Source organism: Pseudomonas sp. p99-361 (genome assembly GCF_003935475.1).
In the GTDB taxonomy this organism is placed as follows: domain Bacteria; phylum Pseudomonadota; class Gammaproteobacteria; order Pseudomonadales; family Pseudomonadaceae; genus Aquipseudomonas; species Aquipseudomonas juntendi.
Map to the genome: position 1 here is coordinate 12,744 of NZ_RHQO01000048.1, position 21,958 is coordinate 34,701.

A 21,958-nucleotide genomic window follows, 5' to 3' on the forward strand; every position below is an offset into this window, starting at 1 on the left:
CTGTGCGTAACACCCCTGCACAGGTCCTGTTACTGCGGTTGTAGCCCGATAACGGGCTGGGGGATCCGGACACCAGCAGGGAGCATCCATGGACAACATCGTCGTCGCCGATAAGCAAACTGAAGTCGCCACTCAGAGCGCCTGGGGCAATATCAATCTCAAAGGGCCAGGCGTCGTGCAGATGCCCGTGGCTCCCGATCAGCTGGCCACCGTCACCCAGCGCGGGCAGGACTTGGTCCTCACCCTGAAGTCCGGGGAAAAAATCACCATCGGCAATTTCTTCGCAGTGGACCAGGCCGGTGTCGGCAGCGACATTGTCTTCGTTGGCGAGGACGGCACCCTGTGGCACGCCCAGTACAATGCGGCGGCATTCGAGGGCTTCACCTTCGAAGACGTAAACTCCCTGGATGAGCTGGTTGCAGGCCTGGGTACCGCTGGCAGCGCCATGCCTACCTGGGCGATTGCCGGGCTCAGCCTGCTCGGTGCCGGCGGTGCGGCGGCGGCGGCCGGCAGCGGGGGTGGCGGTGGCGGGGGTGGCGCCGACCCGGACACCACCCCACCGGCCACGCCCATCGACCTGTTGGTATCGCCCGATGGCCTGCGCCTGACCGGCCGTGCCGAAGCCGGCTCGACGGTAACCGTACGCGGGGCCGACGGCGCAGTGCTGGGCACTGCCGTAGCCGGCGCCGACGGCCAGTTCAGCATCACCCTGCAACCTGCGCAAACCGATGGTCAGGCCCTGGAGGTCAGTGCCAGCGACGCCGCCGGCAATGTTTCACCGCCGGCCAGCATCAACGCGCCAGATATCGACACGCCCGACACCACGGCCCCTGACCAGCCGAGTGACCTGGCCCTTGCCAATGGCGTTACCCTCAGCGGTCGCGGCGAGCCGGGTGCCACCGTGCAGGTGCGCGATACTGCCGGTAACCTGATTGGCAGCGGCGTGGTCAACGCCGACGGCACTTTCAGCCTCACGCTTTCCCCCGCACAAGCCAACGGTGAAGCCCTGGACATACGCCAGGTAGATGCCGCCGGCAACAGCTCGACACCCTTGGTGTTCACAGCCCCGGATATCACCGCCCCGGCTGCACCGAGCGCACTGGTGGTCAGCCAGGACGGTACGGTACTCACTGGCCGTGCCGAACCCGGCAGCACCGTACGTATCCTCGCCGCCGACGGCAGCCAGCTGGGCACCGCAGTGGTCGGCGCCACGGGCGTATTCAGCATTACCCTCAGCCCGGCGCAAGTGGATGGCCAAACACTGCAAGCCACGGCCACCGACGCAGCTGGCAACACCTCTACCGCCAGTTCGGTGACCGCGCCGAGCGTCGACGGCGGCGACACCACCCCACCGCAAGCACCCAGCGACCTGGCCATCGGCCTGGCCGGCAGCCAGCTCAGCGGCCGTGGCGAAGCCGGCAGCACCGTGCAGGTGCGTGATGCCGCAGGCACGGTCATCGCGACCGGCACCGTCGGCGCGGATGGCACCTTCGTCATTACCCTGGACCCGGCCGTCAAGGATGGCAGCACCCTGCAAGTCACCCTTACCGACGCTGCCGGCAACGTGTCGCAGCCAGGCGCAGTGACGTCGCCCGACCTGCTGCCACCGGCACAGCCCACCGACCTGGCACTGGCGGACGGGGTGACCTTCACCGGCCGCGGCGAACCGGGGGCCACCGTACAGGTGCGCGACGCTGCCGGTAACCTGCTCGGCTCGGCGGTGGTCAACCAGGACGGAACGTTCAGCCTGAGCCTGTCCCCTGCCCAGGCCAACGGTGAAGCGCTTGACGTACGCCTGGTCGACGCCGCCGGCAACAGCTCGACGCCCCTGCAATTCAACGCCCCGGACATTACTGCGCCGGATGCCGTCAGCGATATCCTGGTCGGTGCGGGCGGCACCCGCCTCAGTGGCCATGGTGAAGCCGGGGCTTCTGTGGAAGTGCGGGACGCCGACGGCAACCTGCTGGGTCGTGGCGTGGTCACGGCCAACGGCACCTTCCTGATCGACCTCGACCCGGCCGTGCAACCCGGCGACCAGCTGACCCTGCTGCAAGTGGACCCCAGCGGCAATGCTTCGGTGGCCGTCGAGTACGATGTACCGCTCACCACTGCCCCGGCCAGCCCCAGCGGGCTGGCCATCGATGCCGATGGCACTACCCTCACGGGCAGCGCCCCTGCCGGCAGCCGAGTGGAAGTACGCGATGCCAGCGGCACGCTGATTGGCAGCGCCGTAGCCAACGCCGACGGCAGCTTCAGCATCGAGCTCACCCCTTCCCAGGCCAACGGCGAACTGCTGAACGTACTGGCCCTCGATGCCGAGGGCGTGTCCTCCGTGCCCACCCAGATCACCGCGCCCGATATCACGGCACCCGCGGCACCTGCCGAGCTGGCAGTCAGTGCCGACGGCAGCGTGATCACCGGCCGCGCCGAACCCGGCAGCACCGTGCGCATCGTGGCTGCCGATGGTACCGAGCTGGGTAGCGCCGTGGTCGGCCCGACCGGGGTGTTCAGCATCGAGCTGGCCCCACCACAAACCGACGGTGAAGTGCTGCAAGCCACCGCCACCGATGCGGCGGGCAACACCTCAGCCACCAGCGCGGTGACCGCGCCGGACCTTGATGGGGTCGATACCACGCCACCAGCAGCGCCGACCGACCTGGCCATAGCGCTGGCCGGTAGCCAGCTGAGCGGGCGTGGCGAACCGGGCGCCAGCGTGCAAGTCCGTGATGCGGCCGGGAATATCCTGGCCACCGGCAGCGTAGGTGCCGACGGCAGCTTCACCATCACCCTGGACCCGCCGGTGAACGACGGCAGTGCACTGCAAGTGACCCTGACCGATGCTGCCGGCAACCAGTCGCCCAACGGCTCGGTCACCTCACCCGACCTGCAGCCACCTGCGCCGCCAACCGAATTGGCCCTGCTTGGTGGGGTCACTTTCAATGGCCGCGGCGAGCCCGGCGCCACCGTGCAGGTGCGCAACGCGGCTGGCACCCTTATCGGCAGCGGCGTGGTCGGTGCGGACGGGGCGTTCAGCCTGTCCTTGTCACCTGCCCAGGCCAATGGCGAGGCCCTGGATGTGCGCCTGGTCGATGCTGCCGGTAACAGCTCGACACCGCTGGAATTCACCGCACCCGACACCACGCCACCGGCTGCCGTAAGCAACATCGTGGTCGGCGCCGACGGCCTGGCGCTGAGTGGGCGTGGTGAAGCCGGCGCCACCGTAGAAGTGCGAGATGCCGACGGCACCGTGATCGGCAGCGGCGTGGTCAGCGCTAACGGTACCTTCCTGATCGACCTCGAACCGGCCGTGCAGCCCGGCGCGCAACTGAGCCTGGTGCAGACCGACCCGAGTGGCAATGCCTCCGAGGCCTTGGAGTTCGCAGTGCCGACCACGCCTGCGCCCGCCAGCCCCAGCGACCTGGTGGTTGCCGAAGACGGCAGCAGCATCAGCGGCACCGCGCCGGCCGGCACCCGCGTGGAGGTCCATGATGCCAATGGCACGCTGCTTGGCAGTGGGGTTGCAGGCGACGATGGCAGCTTCACCGTCACCCTCGTACCCGCCCAGGCCAATGGCGAACTGCTGGACGTGGTGGCCATTGATGGCAGCGGTGCTTCGTCCCTGCCAGCCCAGATCTCCGCACCGGACATCACCCCACCGGTCACCCCCAGCGAGCTGGTGATCAGCGCCGACGGCAGCGTGCTCAGCGGCCGCGCCGAAGCCGGCAGCACCGTACGCGTGCTGGCGGCCGACGGCACCACGGTGCTTGGCACCGCGGTAGTCGGTGCCACCGGCAGCTTCAGCATCACCCTCGACCCCGCCCAGGTAAACGGCGAGGTGCTGCAAGTTACCGCTACCGATAATGCCGGCAACGCTTCTGCGGCCGGCACCGTCACCGCCCCAGACATTGACGGTGGCGACAACACAGCACCGCTGGCACCCACAGACCTGGTGATCGGCCTGGCCGGCGGCCAGCTGAGCGGTCGCGGCGAACCCGGCACCCGCGTGGAGGTGCGTGACGCCCAAGGTAATGTGCTGGCCAACGGCACGGTCAACCCGGATGGCAGCTTCGTCCTCACCCTGAGCCCAGCCGTCGACGACGGCAGCGTCCTGCAAGTGACCCTGACCGACGCTGCCGGCAACGTTTCGCAACCTGGCACGGTCACCGCACCGGACCTGCAGGCCCCGGCCCAGCCGACCGACCTGGCCCTGGCCGATGGCGTCACCTTCACTGGCCGTGGCGAACCTGGCGCCACCGTGCAGGTGCGCAATGCGGATGGCACCGTGATCGGCAGCGGCGTGGTCGGTGCGGACGGGGCGTTCAGCCTGTCCTTGTCACCTGCCCAGGCCAATGGCGAAGCCCTGGATGTGCGCCTGGTCGATGCTGCCGGCAACAGCTCGACACCGCTGGCATTCACCGCACCCGACACCACGCCACCGGCGGCTGTGAGCGACATCGTGGTCGGCGCCGATGGCCTGGCGCTGAGTGGGCGCGGCGAAGCCGGCGCCACCGTTGAAGTGCGCAATGCCGACGGCACCGTGATCGGCAGCGGCGTGGTCGCTGCCAATGGCGTTTTCCTGATCGACCTGAATCCCGGCACGCAACCCGGCGCTCAGTTGAGTCTGGTGCAAACCGACCCGAGCGGTAATACCTCCGAAGCGCTGCAGTTCGAGGTGCCGGTCACCCCTGCCCCTGCCAGCCCGAGCGACTTGATAGTCGCCGAAGATGGCAGCAGCATCAGCGGCGCCGCGCCGGCCGGCAGCCGCGTGGAGGTCTACGGCGCCGACGGAACGCTGGTTGGCAGTGTGCAGGTTGGCCAGGACGGCACCTTCACGGTCATTCTCAACCCGGCCCAGGCCAATGGCGAACTGCTGGAGGTGGTGGCCATCGATGGCAGCGGTGCTTCGTCCCTTCCAGCCCAGGTCTCCGCACCGGACATCACCCCACCGGTCACCCCCAGCGAGCTGGTAATCAGCGCCGACGGCAGCGTGGTCACCGGCCGCGCAGAAGTCGGCAGCACCGTACGCGTGCTGGCGGCCGATGGCACCACTGTGCTTGGCACCGCGGTAGTCGGTGCCACCGGCAGCTTCAGCATTACCCTGGACCCCGCCCAGTTGAACGGCGAGGTGCTGCAAGTTACCGCTACCGATGCCGCCGGCAATGCTTCTACGGCCGGCACGGTCACCGCACCAGACATTGACGGTGGCGACAACACGCCACCGGAAGCCGCCACCAACCTGCTTGTCGGCCTGGCCGGTGCCCAGCTCAGCGGCCGCGGTGAAGCCGGTGCCAGCGTGCAAGTGCGCGACGCCCAAGGCAACGTGCTGGCAAACGGCACGGTCAACCCGGATGGCAGCTTCACCCTGGCCCTGGAACCTGCAGTCAAGGACGGCAGCACCTTGCAAGTGGTGCTGACCGACGCCGCCGGCAATGCCTCCGCCCCTGCGTCGGTGGTAACACCGGACCTGCAGGCGCCCGCGCAGCCCACCGGTCTGGCGCTGGTCGACGGCGTCACCCTCATCGGTAGCGGCGAGCCAGGCGCCAGCGTGCAGGTGCGCGATGCCGCGGGCACCCTGCTGGGCAGCGCTCAGGTCAACGACGACGGCACGTTCAGCGTGACCCTGACCCCAGCACAGGCCAATGGCGAAGTGCTGGACATTCGCCTGGTGGATGCTGCCGGCAACATTTCCTCGCCACTGCAGTACCAGGCGCCAGACACCACTGCCCCGGCGCAGGTCAGCAATATCGTGGTCGGCGCCGATGGCCTGGCCTTGAGCGGGCGTGGCGAAGCCGGCGCTACCGTGCAGGTGCGCAACGCCAACGGCACCCTGATCGGCAGCGGCGTGGTGACCGCGAACGGCACCTTCCTGCTCGACCTCGACCCGGCCGCGTTGCCGGGTGAACGCCTGAGCCTGGTCCAGACCGACCCGAGCGGCAACGCCTCGCTGGCGCTGGACTATGACGTGCCGCTGGTAACCGTACCGCTCAGCCCAAGCGACCTGGTGGTCGCCGAAGACGGTACCAGCGTCAGTGGCTCGGCCCCCGTGGGCAGCCGCGTGGAAGTGCATGATGCCGAGGGTGCGCTGATCGGTAGCGTGGTGGTCGGCGCTGAAGGCACCTTCACCGTGGACTTCAACCCGGCCCAGGCCAATGGCCAACTGCTGGATGTGGTAGCCATCGACAACAACGGCACTTCGTCCCTGCCGGTACAGGTCAGCGCACCAGACATCACGCCACCGGTGGCGCCTAGCGAACTGGCCATTACCGCCGACGGTACCGCCGTCAGCGGCCGTGCCGAACCTGGCAGCACCGTGCGCGTGCTGGCGGCCGATGGCAGCACCGTACTTGGCACCGTGGTGGTGGGCGCCAGTGGTGCGTTTGAAATCACCCTTAGCCCTGCCCAGGTGGCGGGCGAACAGTTGCAAGTGGTTGCCACCGACGCAGCCGGCAATGCCTCGCAGGCGGGCAGCCTTACCGCACCGGTCATCGACAACGGCGGCGACACCACGCCACCAGAGCCTGCCACCAACCTGGCGATCAGCAATGACGGCCGCACCGTGTCCGGCCGCGGCGAAGCCGGCACCACCGTAGAGGTACGCAACGACCAAGGCCAACTGCTGGCCAGCGGCACCGTGCAGCAGGACGGCAGTTTCAACGTTACCCTGCCTACCCCGGTGGTGGATGGCTCGTCACTGCAAGTGACCTTGACCGATGCCGCTGGCAACGTGTCCAGCCCAAGCCCGCTGACCGCACCGGATCAGGTGGCGCCACTGCAACCCACCGACCTGGCGCTGGTCGATGGCGTCAGCCTGACCGGCAATGCCGAGGCCGGTGCCCGGGTAGAGGTACGCGACGCTGCTGGCAACGTGATCGGCAGTACCCTCGCCGAAGCGGATGGCAGTTTCAGCCTCATCCTCGCCCCGGCGCAGGCCAATGGCGAAACCGTCAGCGTGCGGGTGACCGACGCCGCAGGCAACACCTCGCTGCCCTTGAGCTACGTAACCCCGGACATCACCCCGCCCGGCATTATCAGCAATGTTGTGCTGGGTGCTGGCAGCCTGGTCGTTTCCGGCCGTGGTGAAGCGGGTGCCACGGTTGAAATCCGGGATGGCAATGGCAACGTGATCGGCACCGGGGTGGTCGCAGCGAATGGCACCTTCCTGATCGACCTCGACAGCCCACTGGCCGCAGGCGACGCCATTGCCTTGCAACAGACCGATGCCGCCGGCAACCCTTCGGTTGCCCTGACGGTCACCGTACCGGCCATTGCCGTGCCGGACAGCCCGACGGGGCTGGTGGTAGCTGCCGATGGCAGCGCCATCAGTGGTACGGCCCCGGCTGGCAGCCTGGTGGAAGTGCGGGATGCCCAAGGCGGTGTGCTGGGTAGCGTGCAAGTCGGCAACGACGGCAGCTTCAACATCCCCCTCAGCCCTGCCCAGGCGAACGGCGAGCTGCTGGATGTGGTAGCCATCGACGCGGATGGCAACAGCTCACTGCCGACCCAGATCGGCGCACCGGACATAACCCCGCCCAACGAGGCCAGCGAGTTGCAACTGAGCAACGATGGCAGCGTATTGACCGGCCGTGGCGAACCCGGCACCCGCGTGCAGGTGGTGGACGCCCAGGGCAACGTACTGGGTAATGCCCAGGTGGGCGCCGATGGCGTGATCAGCGTGGTCCTGAACCCGGCGCAAACCGATGGCCAGGAGCTGGACGTGGTGCTGCGTGACGCCGCTGGCAACAGCTCGACCGCCACCGTTATCGCACCTGACCTGGATGGCCCGCTGCAACCGTCGGGGCTGGCCATCGACAGCGCCGGCATCCACCTCACCGGCCAGGGCCAGAGCGGCTCGCTGGTCACCGTGCGCGATGCCGACGGCAATGTGCTGGGGACCGCCACCGTGGGCGGGGACGGGCGCTTCGACGTCACCCTCAACGCACCGCAGCGCAATGGCGAAAGCCTGACCGTGGAAGCCACCGACAGCCAAGGCAACAGCGCCGGGCCAGTGGACTTCACCGCGCCAGACAGTACCCCGCCGCAAGCAGTGACCAACCCGGCCATCGATGGCGACGGCGTCACGGTCACCGGCAACGGTGAACCGGGTGCGACCGTGACCGTACGCGGGCCGGACGGCAGCGTACTGGGCAGCATCGTGGTAGGCGCCGGTGGTGCGTTCGAAATCAGCCTCGATACCCCGCAAACCAACGGTCAGGCCCTGACCGTCGAGCAGCGCGACGCCAGTGGCAACCTGTCGACCGCGGTCGATCTGTCGGCACCGGATACCCAGGCCCCCGACACACCCACCGGCCTGGTACTGGCGGGTGACGGTGGCAGCCTGAGCGGTAGCGGCGAGCCGGGGGCGCAGGTAACCGTGACCGGCGCCGGCGGCGCCGTGCTGGGCACTGCCACCGTACAAACGGACGGCAGCTTCCAGGTGACCATCGACCCACCGCAGCTCAATGGCCAGACCTTGGCCGTCACCCAGGCGGACGCGACCGGCAATACCTCCACCGCCGGCAGCGTCACCGCGCCGGACCTGGAAGCCCCGGTAGCCGCTGAAGGCCTAGGCATCAATGGCACGGGCACGGCACTCACCGGCCAGGCCGAACCAGGCAGTACCGTGCAGGTGCGCAACGGCGCTGGCGACCTGCTGGGCTCCGCGCAGGTGGAAGAGGACGGCAGCTTCAGCGTGCCCCTGGCCCCCGCCCAGACCAACGGCGAAACCGTGTCGGTGGTAGTGGTCGATGCTGGCGGCAACACGTCGCCATCCGTGGCGTTCACTGCCGACGACAGCACCGCACCGCAAGCACCGGGTGGCCTGACCATAAGCGCGGGCGGCGACACCGTTCAGGGTACGGGCGAAGCAGGCAGCACCGTCGAGGTACGCAACGCCGCCGGCGACCTGCTGGGCAGCGTGGTGGTGCCGGTTGGCGGCAGCTTCACTGTCGCGGTCAGCCCGGCCCAGCTCGATGGCCAGGCGCTGCAGGTGACCTTGACCGATGTGGCGGGCAATGTCTCCGACAGCACCCCGATCACTGCACCCGACCTCACCCCGCCGGCCTTGCCCACCGGGGTGGTGGTCAGCGAAGACGGCAGCACGGTCAGCGGCAATGCACCGGGCGCTGATACCGTGACGGTGCGTGACGGCGCAGGCGTGGAAACCACGGTTGAAGTGAACCCCGACGGCAGCTTCAACGTGCCACTGCCAACCCCGCAGAACAACGGCGAAAGCGTGACCGTGATCGTCACCGACCCGGCGGGCAACAGCTCGGCACCGGTTACCGTTACCGCACCCGACACCACCGACCCGGAAGCTGCCAGCGGCGTGACTGTGAGCCCCGACGGCAGCAGCGTCGGCGGCACTGCAGAGCCGGGCAGCACCGTGGTCATCCGCAACCCGGACAACAGTGACCGTGGCACCACCACCGCAGGGCCGGATGGTACCTTCGTGGTGCCGGTCGACCCGCCGCTGGCCGCTGGCGAAGAGGTCAGCGTGGTGGTCATCGACCCGGCCGGCAATGAATCCGACGGTGTGACCCTGACTGGCCCGACCGGCAGCGAAGTGGCCACCCCGGCGGACCTGGCCATCAGCGCCGACGGCTTCGTGCTGACGGGCACCGGCACGGTGGGCGCGTTGATCACCGTGACATCCGCCGGCACCACGCTGGGCACGGCGACGGTGGGCAGCGATGGTGTCTTCCGGGTGTTCTTCAGCAACGCCCAGCTCAACGCACAGACCTTGCAGGTCAGCGCGCGGATCGGCGCCGACGGCCAGCCCTCGGTACCGGCCACCGTGGTCGCCAACGATATCACTGCACCTGAAGCCCCGAGCGCCACCATCGACCGCACCGGCAGCACGCTGACCGGCCAAGGCGAAGTGGGTGCCAACGTGCGGGTCACCGACGCCCAGGGGAATGTGCTGGGTAGCGGCGTGGTCGGCAGCAATGGCCTGTACAGCATCACCCTGTCACCGGCGGCGGCCAACGGCCAGAACCTGATCGTCACCCAGGCCGACGCTGCGGGTAACGTGTCGCTGGCCGCCAGCCTGCAGGCACCCGACCTGCAGGCCCCAGCCGCCGCCAGCAACCTCAGCCTGAACGCCGCCGCCACCGTGGTCAGCGGCCAGGGCGAAGCCGGTGCCAGTGTCACTGTGCGCGATGCCAGTGGCGCCATCCTGGCTACCGGCACCGTCAACCAAAGCGGCCAGTTCCAGATCACCCTGCCCAGCGCGCAAGTCAGCGGCAGCCCGCTGCAGGTCACCCTCAGTGATGCCGCAGGCAACGTATCTGGCCCCGCCAGCCTGGCTACCCCGGATCGCACGCCACCTGCCGCCATCGCCGACCCGCTGCTCAGTGCCGACGGCAGGCAGCTTTCCGGTAGCGGTGAAGTGGGCGCTACGGTACAGGTCAGCAATGCCGCCGGTACTGTGCTGGGTAGCGCCACGGTGGGCGCCGATGGCCGCTTCACCGTGACGTTCGATACGCCGCAAAACAGCGGCCAGGCCATTGGTGTGACGCAAGTGGACGCCGCCGGCAATACCTCGCCAGCGGTGAACGTGGCCACGCCAGACCTGACCCCGCCTGCACCGCTGACCAATGTGGTGCTGAACAACAACGGCCTGACCCTCAGTGGCCTGGGCGAAGCCGGCGCCAGCGTGACCGTGCGCGGGCCTGACGGCACCATCATCGGCACCGGCCTGATCGCGGCCAACGGCAGCTTCAGCCTGACCTTGACCACTGCCCAGCTCAACGCCCAGCAACTGAGCGTGACCCAGACCGATGCCGGCAACAACACCTCCAACGCCGTGGCGGTGACCGCACCCGACTTCACCCCGCCAGCAGCCCCCACGGCATTGGCCCTGTCGGCGACGGGGCTGCAACTGACCGGTAACGCCGAAGCCGGCAGCACCGTGACCGTGCGCGATGCCGGCGGCAGTGTGCTGGGCAGCGTGGTGGCCAGCAGCAACGGCACTTTCCAGGTCACGCTGAACAGTGCCCAGACCAATGGCCAGAACCTGCAGGTAACTGCCACCGACGCGGCGGGCAATGTATCGCCTGCGGCGCCGTACACGGCCGCCGATACCACGCCGCCCGCGGCGGTCAGTAACCTGGCGGTGTCTGCCGATGGCGCGACCCTTACCGGCCAGGGTGAAGCAGGTGCGACGGTCACCGTACGCGCCCCGGACGCGACCATACTGGGTACCGCAACCGTGGCCGCCGATGGCAGCTTCAGCGTGGCCTTGTCGCCTGCGGCGCTCACCGGTGAACGCCTGGGCGTGGTGCAAACCGATGCCGCGCAAAACGCCTCGCCTGAGCAAAACGTGACTGCGCCAGGCATTCTGGCCCCCGCCACGCCAGACAACCTGGTGCTGGCTGCAGACGGTCTATCGATCACCGGCACCGCCACGGCGGGCAGCACGGTCACTGTTTACGGCCCCAACGGCGCGGTGCTGGGCAGCAGCCCGGTCGCCAACGACGGCACCTTCAGCGTCAACCTGGGCAGCGCACAGGCCAATGGCGAAGTGCTGCAAGTGAGCGCAATGGCCAGCGATGGCAGCCTGTCGCTGCCGGCCACATTGCAGGCGCCGGACACCACGGCGCCGCAGCCGCTCAGCAACCTGGTGCTGTCCAGCGACGGCCTGGTCCTGACCGGGCGCGGCGAACCAGGCGCCACCGTTACCGTGGTCGGTGAAGGCGGTATCGACCTGGGCACGACAGTGGTCGATGCCAATGGCAACTTCAGCGCCACCCTGGGCAGCGTCCAACTCAACGGCGAACAGCTCAGCGCCAGCCAGGCCGATGCGGCCGGCAACGAGTCCAACAGCGTGAGCATCACTGCCCCCGACCGCGTGGCACCGGATGCCGCCGCAGACCTGGCATTCGCCGGGGGCGGCAGCCTGCTTAACGGTAGCGGCGAGGCCGGCGCCAGCGTGTGGGTAATGGCTGCCGATGGCAGCGTGCTGGGCACGGCCGTAGTGCGCGCCGACGGCAGCTTCCAGGTCGTGCTCGCCTCGCCGCAAGCCAACGGTCAGCCGCTACAGGTGCTTCTGACCGATGCGGCCGGCAACCAGTCGGCCGCCAGCACCATCACCGCGCCAGACACTACACCACCTGCGGCGCCGAGCGACCTGGCGGTTTCCGGCGATGGTGTCACCCTGACCGGCCGCGGCGAAGTCGGCGCCGAGGTGACCGTGACCGACCCGAGCGGCGCCCCGATCGGCAGCGCCATCGTCGATGCCAGCGGGCACTTCACCATTACCCTGAACCCGGCACTGGGCAATGCCGAGCTGCTCAGCTTCACCCAGGCCGACGCCGCCGGTAACGTGTCGGCAGCAGCGACCCTGCAGACCCCGGACTTCACCCCACCTGCCCCGCTCACCCAGGTGGCGATCAACGCCGACGGCAGTGTGGTCACTGGCCTGGGTGAGGCCGGCGCCACCGTGATCGTGAGCAACGCCGCCGGTAGCGTACTGGGAACCGCTACGGTGCTGGCCGACGGCAGCTTCAGCGTCGTGTTGTCGCCTGCACAAATCGACAACCAGGTGCTGTCGGTACTGCAGGCCGATCCGCCCGGCAACGTCAGCGCGCCCGTCAGCGTGCAGGCGCCGGACTTCACGCCGCCCGCTGCTGCAACCGAGTTGCGGCTCAATGCGGCAGGCGATGAGCTGACCGGGGTTGGCGAAGCGGGTACCACGGTGCGCGTCTATGTGGGTACAACGCAAATCGGCACCACCACGGTCGCTGCCGACGGCACCTTCAGCGTCGGCCTGGACACCGCCCAGCTCAATGGCCAGCAGGTGCAGGTAACCCTCACCGACGCCAGTGACAACGTGTCGCCGATCAGTATCGTCACGGCAGTCGACGTAACGCCGCCGGCCATCGTCATTGCCAGCATCAACGACAGCGGTACCCAGTTGATCGGCACCGCCGAGGCCGGTACCCGGGTCACGGTGATAAACAACAACGGTGACCTGCTGGGCCAGGTGACGGTCGACCTGGATGGCACCTTCGTCCTCGGTTTGAGCCAGCCTCAAATCAACGGCGAAACGCTGACCATCATTGCCCAGGACGCCACCGGCAACCCGTCGGCCCCCCTGGAGCTGAGCGCCCCCGACCTGACCGCACCGGTGCAGCCAAGCGACTTGCTGCTCAACCCGGCCGGCACATCGATGACCGGCACTGCCGAGGCCGGCACGCTGATCACCGTGCGTGGCCCGGACAACACCCTCGTGGGCCAGGTGGAGGTCGGTGCCGACGGGCGCTTCACCGTGCCCATCAGCCCGGCGCAGAACAATGGCCAGTTGCTCAGCGTGGTGTCTACCGATGACGCCGGCAACGTCTCGGTTGCTGCGCCCTACCAGGCCAACGACACCTCGCCACCTGACCTGGTGACCAACCTGGCAATCAACAACACTTTCAACGTGCTCACCGGCAAGGGCGAGGCCAATGCCACGGTCACCGTCAGCCTGGGCGGCAGCGTGCTAGGCACTGGGACGGTAGACGCCGCTGGCAACTTCCAGATCACCCTGACGCCGGCAGCAGGCTCGCTGGCAACGCTGGCCATCACGCAGTCCGACGGCATCAATACGTCGGCGGTGGCGACCTATGTCACACCGCTGGTGGCTCCGCCAGTACCGCCGACCAACGTGACGCTGGGCAGCGACGGCCTGACCTTGTCAGGTAACGCGCCCAGCGGCGTCGGCATCCGTGTGTACGATGCCGCAGGCAACCTGATCGGTACAGGTGGCGCGACATTGAACGGTACCTTTACGCTGACGCTCAACTCGGCGCAGCTCAACGGCGAGTACCTGCAGGTCACCGCCGTGGCCCTGGTGGGCGGCGAGTCGCAACCCACCTTCTTGCAGGCAGCCGATACCACCGCACCAGCCGACCCGCTGGTGACCAGCCTGTCGACCAACGGCCTGGTGCTGAGCGGTACCGGCGAGGCCGGTGCCACGGTGACCGTGCGCGATGCCGGTGGCAACGTGCTCGGCAGCGCCGTGGTCAATGGCGGTGGCGTGTACGCCGTCAACCTCAACGCCGCGCAGCTCAATGGCCAGGTCTTGGCGGTGAGCCAGGCCGACGTTGCGGGCAATACGTCCGGCAGCACCCGCTACACCGCTGCCGACCTGCAACCGCCTGCGCTACCGACCAATGTCACCATCAACGGCGCAGGTACCGTGGTGACCGGTAATGGTGAAGCTGGCGCCACCGTCACCGTGCAAGGCGCCAACGGATCGGTGGGCAGTGGCGTGGTGCAAGCCGACGGCACCTTCAGCATCACCCTGACCACGCCACAGAACGACGGGCAATTGCTGGTGGTGCGCCAGGCGGACGCTGCGGGCAACCTGTCCAGCAGCGTCAACCTCAACGCCCCGGACACCACCCCGCCGGCGGCGCCGCTGGCCACCATCAATACCAACGGCACAATGGTCAGCGGCTCTGGCCAGGTTGGCAGCACGGTTACCGTGCGCAACAGTGCCGGGACCGTGCTGGGGACGGCAACCGTGGGCAGCACCGGCCTGTTTGTGGTCAGCCTGAATGCCGCGCAGATCGACAACCAGGCACTCAGCGTCACGCTCACCGACAGTGCCGGCAATGAGTCTACCGGTACCGCACTGACCGCCCCGGACCTGACCCCGCCGGCTGCGGCCGCCAACCTGGCGATCAGTGCCGACGGCAGCACCCTGACCGGTACCGGTGAAGTGGGCGCCACGGTGACCGTGCGCAGCGCCAGCGGCACCGTGCTGCAAACCGCCACCGTGCAAGCCGATGGCAGCTTTACCGTGACCCTGAGCCCCCCTCAGGACAACGGGCAGGTGCTTGCGGTGACACTGAGCGACCCACGCGGCAACGTGTCGGGCAACGCCAGCATCACTGCGCCGGATGTGGATGCCAACGCCCCGGTCATCGCCAGCGATAACCTCGCCACGGCGACGGTCGACCTGGCCGCGGTCACCGCCAGCAGGACCTACACCGACAGCTTCACCACCCTGTTGGCGGGGTTCACCAAGACCTACACCTGGACGGTAGCCGCCGGCACCACGGCCGACCCCACGCTGACCCTGACCACCAGCAGTGCACTGGCCCTGCTGGACAACACCACCTTCACCCTGCAGGTGAAGAATGCCAGCGGAACCTGGGTCACGCTGGCCACCGGTAACAGCCAGGGCTTGCTGGACCTGATCCTGTTGCCGTTGGGCCAAGGCCTGCGAGTCGACATCGGGGTGCTGCAGGCGGGCGATTACCGCCTGACGGTGGGCAGCGGCGGCATTGGCCTGATCACCAATGTCAGCACCTCGCTGGATATCACCTCCACCAGCCTGACCGAGTTCACCGGTACTGGCACAGCCACCTCTGGCAACGTCATCACCGACGTGGGCACCGATGGCGTGGTGGATGCGCGGGGCCCGGACAGCGCCGCGGTGCTGCAGGTGCTCAAAGGGGGCAGCTACGTCTCGGCCGGCAGTGCCACCACGGTGCAAGGCCTGTACGGCACGCTGGTGATCCGCGGCGACGGCAGCTACACCTACACGCCAAACGGCAGCCCGGCCAGCGTCGGCAAAGTGGATGTGTTCAGCTACCAGCTGGTGCACCCCAACGGCCTGTCCGACAGCGCCAATTTGTATGTGCGCATCGATAGCCCACAAGCCACGGAAGTCTGGAGCGACAGTAACTACGCGGCGCCAGCCACGGTACTTGACGCAGTCAACGACGTAGGTTTCAGCAACCTCACCCTGGCCAACCGGGTAGACACCAGCAGCAGTACGCTGGGCTCGTTGACCCTGCCGCTGATCGGCAGCCGCCAGGCCACTTACACCACTACAGTGGCTGCCGATACCACGGCTAACCTGCAAGTGGTACTCAATTCCGCCAACCTGCTGAGCCTGCTCAACGGCACCACCCTGGAACTGCTCAAGCTCAACCCGGCCACGGGCCAGTACGTGCTGGTGCAATCGGTAGGCGGTGGCTCGTTGATCAGCCTGTTGGGCGGGGGCGCAGGGTATACCTTCCAGAACCAGGGCGCCGGCACCTACCACGTACGGGTGACCGCCGGCGGCATTGGCCTGGCCAGCTCGATCACCACCAGTGTCAATGCCACCACCACGCACCTGAACGAGTTCGTGGTCAGTGGCGCTACGGCGGCCACCGGCAACCTGCTGGCGGACGATACCCTGGGTTCGGCACTGACCGTGCTGAGCGTACTGACCGCAGCCAACACCTACACCATACCCGGCTACAACGGGGTGAGCGTGGCGGGCACCTATGGCACCTTGCTGGTGCAGGCCGATGGCAGCTACACCTACACCCTCAACTCGGGGGTCAGCGCCGCAGCGGTCGGCCAGCACGATACCTTCACCTACGAGCTGACCCACCCTAACGGCAGTACCGACACGGCAACATTGACCATCAACCTGGACAATGCCGCTGGCCTGGTCAGCACCACGTCGCTGCTGGCCGACAGCGGTGAAGAGGCAGTCGCCCTGGCCAGTGTCGCCGCTGTCAGCGATGTGGTTGCTGGCAGCGACGGCAACGACCACCTGGTGGGCAGCCAGGGCGGGCACATCACGCTTGAAGGTGGTGCCGGTGACGACACCCTGGTGATCGTCGACCAGAACTTCGCCAGCGTCGACGGTGGCACGGGTACCGACACCCTGCAATGGGGTGGCGGCGATGTCAGCATCGACCTGGGCAACCTGGTCGGGCGCGTGCACGGCATCGAGGCCATCGACCTCAACGACACCAGCGCGGTGGCCCTGACACTCAACCTGGCCGACGTGGTGGCCATCACCGAAACCGGCACCGACACGTTGATCATCAAGGGCGACAACCACGACTCGGTGCACATGACTGACAACTGGAACCTGGTCGGCAACCAGACCGCCGACGGGATCGACTATAACCAATACACGGCCCAGGAGGACCCGAGCCACCACCTGTGGGTACAGAACGGCATTCACGTCGTCTGAGGCCGCGGCAAACCCGCCGGGCAAACGCCCGGCGGCATGGACGACCAGCAGTAAGGGAACTATGTGAAGCGAAGCAGTCCGCTGTCACCGTTGTTGCTTGGAGCCTGCGGGCTCCTGGCCCTGAATCTCCAACCGGTTGCCCAGGCAGCCGATGATATAGACCCCCACCTGCGCCACATCGGGCCATCGCTGCTACGCGATGCGCCCGCGGCGGTGCCTGCGCGGCCACCGACCGGCATGGCCCCGGTCGCCAGTGGCGAGCGCCTGGGCCTGACCGAGGCGGTGTTGCAGGCCGCGCAATGGCACCCCAGCATCGCCGAAGCGATCGGCAACCTGTACAAACAGGGCGAAGGCATCAACGTCGCCCGCGCGGGTTACTACCCGCAGATTTCCGGCGGTATCCGCACCGGTTATGACACCGGCTACGGGGGCGATCGCAACAGCCAGGCCCTCAACCTGTCGCTCAAGCAGATGCTCTACGATTTCGGCAAGGTCGACAGCGCCGTCAACGCGGCGCAGGCCGCCGCCGCGCGGGCCCAGGCCAATATCCTGCTGGTGGTGGACGACCTGGCCCGTGACACTGCCTATGCCTGGATCGAAACCCGCCGCTACGAACAGTTGATGGCCATTGCCCGCGAGCAGATCCGCGGGGTGGGCGACATTGCCGGGATGGCTCGCCAGCGCAGCGACATGGGCGCCAGCACCCGCTCCGACGTGGTACAGGCCGAATCCCGCGTGGAAAGCGCCCGCGCCACCCTGGAGGAATACCAGTCGCAATACGAGCGCTGGCGCTCCACCCTGGCCGCGCTGATGGGCCGCGTGACCCCGCCGGCCCTGGCCGAGCAGTCGCCTGCGGCGTTGAACCAGGCCTGCAAGCGGCCTGCGCAAGGCGATGATCGCCTGCCGGCCGTGCTGATGGCCCTGGCCCAGCGTGCGCAAGGCCAGGCAGAGCTGGCCCAGGCCAAGGCCGAGGCCTACCCGACCGTGTCGCTGCAGCCCCAGGTCAACCATTACCTGGACAACGACTACAACCGCGATAACTCACGCATGGACCGCACCCAGGCGGGCATCTACCTCAACGTCGAGGTACCGATCTACCAAGGTGGTGCGATCAGCGCCCGCAGCCGCGCTGCCAGCCACGCCTTGAGCGCCGCCGACTCCGCCGAAGATGCCGCGCGCCTGCAGGCACGGCGTGGCCTGGCCGAGGCTCAGGCACAAACCTCCGGGCTGGGCCGCCGGCTGAGTTCGCTGGAAGCGCGCCAGGTCAGCATCCAGGAGGCTCGCATGCTCTATGGCCGCCAGTATCTGGACCTGGGCACACGGCCCCTGCTCGACCTGCTCAACGCCGAGCAGGAGATCTACCAGTCACGGTTCGAACTTGCCGGCACCCGCTCCGATCTGCTGCGCCTGGATGTCGACTGCCTGTACAACACCGGCGCGCTGCGCACGGCCTTTGGCCTTGAGGGGCGCAACCTGCAAGGTGTGGAGATCCAGCCATGAGCGATTCGATCAATGTAACCCTGCCCACCCAGCCAGCGGCAGCAGCGCCGGACGCGCCGCACCGGCCAGACCTGGGGCCGTGGCTGGAGGTGATGCTGCAGGTGGCGCACCACTACCGCCTGGACGTGTCGCCCCAGCGTATTCGCCTGGCGGCGGTGGAGGATGCCCGGCCGCTGGACGAAATTCTTCGCCACATGGCCCGCCAGGCCGGCCTGGCACTGCGCTTCGTGCGCTTCGATGCCAAGGGCCTGCGGCAATGGCGTACACCGCTGGTACTGGAGCTGGACGATGGCCAGTTGGCCGTGGTCGAGGCAGTCACCGAAGAAGATGACCTGGCGGTGGTGTTCGCCGGTGACCAGGGCCTGACCACACGCCTGCCCCGCGACACGCTCAGGGGCCGCATCACCCGGGTTGCGCTGTTGCGCCCGGCGCGGCCGTTGCGCGATGTACGCACCGATGACTACACCGCCCCCTACGACCGCCACTGGTTTGCCCGTATCGTACTGCGCGACCTGCGCCCCTATGGGCAGGTGATGGTCGCCTCGCTGGTGGCCAACGTGCTGGCGCTGGCCGGGGTGCTGTTTTCGATGCAGGTCTACGACCGTGTGATCCCTGCAGAATCGCTACCCACCTTGTACGTGCTGTTCGGCGGCGTGGTGCTGGCGCTGGTGTTCGACTTCAGCATGCGCCTGCTGCGCCTGAAGGTCACCGACCTGCTCGGCAAACGCGCCGACCTGCGGGTGAGTGATCTGGTCTACGGCCATGCCTTGCGCCTGCGCAACTCGGTGCGGCCGAAGTCCACTGGCTCGTTCATTTCGCAACTGCGCGAGCTGGAGTCGATCCGCGATTTGATCACCTCCAGTACTGCCACGGCGTTGGCCGACCTGCCGTTCTTCCTGCTGTTCTTGTTTGTGTTCTGGCTGATCGGCGGCGTGCTGGTGTTCATTCCGCTGGTGGCGCTGCTGGCCATGCTGCTGCCAGGCCTGCTGGCGCAGCGGCGCCTGGCGCGGCTGGCCAACGCCTCGATGCGCGAGTCGGCGCTGCGCAACGCCATGCTGGTGGAAAGCATCCAGGGCCTGGACGAAATCAAGGCGCTGCAGGCCGAGGCACGCTTCGAGCGCCAGTGGAACCAGTACAACGCAGCCTGTGCACACACCAACCTGCGCCTGCGCACGCTCACCAACGGCCTGGTGACCTGGACCCAGAACGTGCAAGGTGCCGTTTTTGCCGTGGTCATCGTGGTCGGTGCACCGATGGTGATCGCCGGCGACCTCACCACCGGTAGCCTGGTGGCAGCGTCGATGCTGTCGTCGCGGATGATGGCGCCACTGGCCCAGCTGACCCATGTGCTGACCCGCTGGCAGCAGGCCAAGGTCGCCCTGCAAGGCCTGGACAAGCTGATGCAGTCGGCGGTCGACCACCCCGAAGGCGAAGCGCGCGTGCACCTGCCGGCAATCCGCGGTGAATACCGCCTGCGCCAGGCCAACTTCCGCTACAGCGAAGAATCCCCCCCGGTGCTCAACATTGGCCAACTGGATATTCAGCCGGGCGAACGCATTGCAGTGCTCGGCCGCAACGGCGCGGGCAAGTCCACCCTGCTGCAGGCGTTGGGCGGGGCCATGGACCTGGTACAGGGCGAGGTCAGCCTGGACGGCATCGCCCTGGCCCACCTCGACCCTGCCGACCTGCGCCGCGACGTAGGCCTGCTGCCGCAGTACGCGCGGCTGTTCCACGGCACCCTGCGGGAAAACCTGACCCTCGGCGCCGGCCAGGCCAGCGACCAGGAACTGGTGGCCGCGCTGGCTGCCACCGGGGCGCTGGACTTTGTCCGCCGCCTGCCCAAGGGTATGGACCACCTGATCCTCGAAGGCGGCCTGGGCCTGTCTGGCGGCCAGCGCCAGGCACTGGTGCTGTCGCGCCTGTTGGTGCGCCAGCCACAGGTGCTGCTGCTGGATGAACCTACGGCATCGCTGGACGACATGACCGAGCGCAAACTGCTGGATAACCTGGAGCGCTTCTGCCAGGGCCGCACGCTGGTGATCGCTACCCACCGCCTGAGCGTGCTGCAACGGGTCGAGCGCATTGTGGTGCTCGACGGTGGGCGCATCGTCATCGATGACACCCGCGATGCCGCATTGGCCAAACTGCAAGGAGCGCAGGCATGAGCAACCACGAACTCCCGGCGTCCTACCTGGACGGGCAGGACGACCGGGCCGTATTCCGCGCCGGGCGCCTCATCACCCTCAGCGCACTGATGCTGGCCGCGTTCCTGGCCTGGGCCGCCTGGTTCGAGGTGACCGAGGTTTCCACCGGTACCGGCAAGGTCATCCCCAGCTCCCGGGAGCAGGTGATCCAGTCGTTCGAAGGGGGCATCGTCGCGCAGATGAACGTGGCCGAAGGCGACCTGGTCGAGCGCGGCCAGGTACTGGCCCAGTTGGACCCGACCAAGACCGCCTCCAGCGTGGGCGAAAGCGAGGCCAAGTACCGCGCCGCCAAGGCCAGCCAGGCCCGGCTGCAAGCCGAGGTGACCGGCAAGCCGCTGGCCTTCCCGGCCAGCCTGCGCGACTCGCCTGAGCTGATCGAAGCGGAAACGGCGCTGTACCAGACCCGCCGCCGTGGCCTGGAGCAGACCCTGGCAGGCATCGAGGATTCGCTGCGGCTGGTGCGCAGCGAGCTGAAGATCACCGAAAACCTGGCGAAAATGGGCGCCTCCAGCCGGGTGGAGGTCATCCGCCTGAACCGCCAGCGTTCGGAGCTTGAACTCAAAGCCAACGAGGCCCGCTCCGACTACCTGGTGCGCGCCCGGGAGGAGCTGGCCAAGGCCAGCGCCGAGGCCGACAGCCTGTCAGAGGTAATCCGCGGGCGCAGCGACTCGCTCACCCGCCTGACCCTGCGTTCGCCGGTGCGCGGCATCGTCAAGGACATCGAGGTGAACACCCTGGGCGGCGTGGTGCAGCCCGGTGGCCAGGTGATGAAGATCGTGCCGATGGACGAGCGCCTGCTGATCGAAACCCGCATCGCCCCGCGCGACATTGCCTTCATCCACCCGGACCAGGCGGCCAAGGTCAAGATCAGTGCCTATGACTATTCGGTGTATGGCGGGCTGGATGGCAAGGTGGTGGGTATTTCGCCGGATACCTTGCAAGACGAGGTGAAACCGGAAATCTACTACTACCGCGTGTTCATCCGTACCGAGCAGGACAGCCTGAGGAACAAGGCCGGCAAGCACTTCGCGATTGTCCCCGGCATGATTGCCACGGTGGATATCCGCACTGGCGAGAAAACCATCCTCGATTACCTGATCAAACCGCTGAACCGGGCCAAGGAGGCCCTGCGCGAGCGGTAGCTGGCCGGCAAGCCGGCTCCCACAGGCGCTGCATATCTTTTGGCAAACACCTGTCAGCCCTGATGTGATCCCTGTGGGAGATTCTATGGTTCCTGGCAAGGGTAGCCGGAGCATCTTCAGCGCCTGTGAGATCGAGCGCCGCC

At 67.7% G+C, this 21,958-nt stretch carries 4 protein-coding genes; all 4 read left to right on the forward strand.

Annotated elements, in window-relative coordinates:
• Positions 1-88: 88 nt before the first annotated feature.
• The 4 genes from EGJ22_RS18910 (at position 89) to EGJ22_RS18925 (ending at position 21,815) form a co-directional block, all read left to right on the forward strand.
• Positions 89-16,969: a BapA/Bap/LapF family large adhesin gene (locus EGJ22_RS18910; protein WP_125920344.1), complete on the forward strand. Its 16,881-nt coding sequence runs from the start codon at positions 89-91 to the stop codon at positions 16,967-16,969.
• Positions 16,970-17,032: 63 nt separating this feature from the next.
• Entirely contained in the window at positions 17,033-18,469 is a 1,437-nt protein-coding gene (locus EGJ22_RS18915; RefSeq protein ID WP_047149712.1) for a TolC family outer membrane protein, read from the forward strand.
• Entirely contained in the window at positions 18,466-20,634 is a 2,169-nt protein-coding gene (locus tag EGJ22_RS18920; protein ID WP_009685183.1) for a type I secretion system permease/ATPase, read from the forward strand. The genes EGJ22_RS18915 and EGJ22_RS18920 overlap by 4 nt, the downstream gene beginning before the upstream one ends.
• A complete protein-coding gene (locus EGJ22_RS18925) occupies positions 20,631-21,815 on the forward strand; it encodes an HlyD family type I secretion periplasmic adaptor subunit (RefSeq protein ID WP_125920345.1) in 1,185 nt (394 codons plus the stop codon). The genes EGJ22_RS18920 and EGJ22_RS18925 overlap by 4 nt, the downstream gene beginning before the upstream one ends.
• Positions 21,816-21,958 lie beyond the last annotated feature (143 nt).

Coding starts and splice junctions, on each gene's coding strand:
- EGJ22_RS18920 (WP_009685183.1), top strand. CDS start 18,466: ATGAGCGATTCGATCAATGTAACCCTGCCCACCCAGCCAGCGGCAGCA.
- EGJ22_RS18910 (WP_125920344.1), top strand. CDS start 89: ATGGACAACATCGTCGTCGCCGATAAGCAAACTGAAGTCGCCACTCAG.
- EGJ22_RS18925 (WP_125920345.1), top strand. CDS start 20,631: ATGAGCAACCACGAACTCCCGGCGTCCTACCTGGACGGGCAGGACGAC.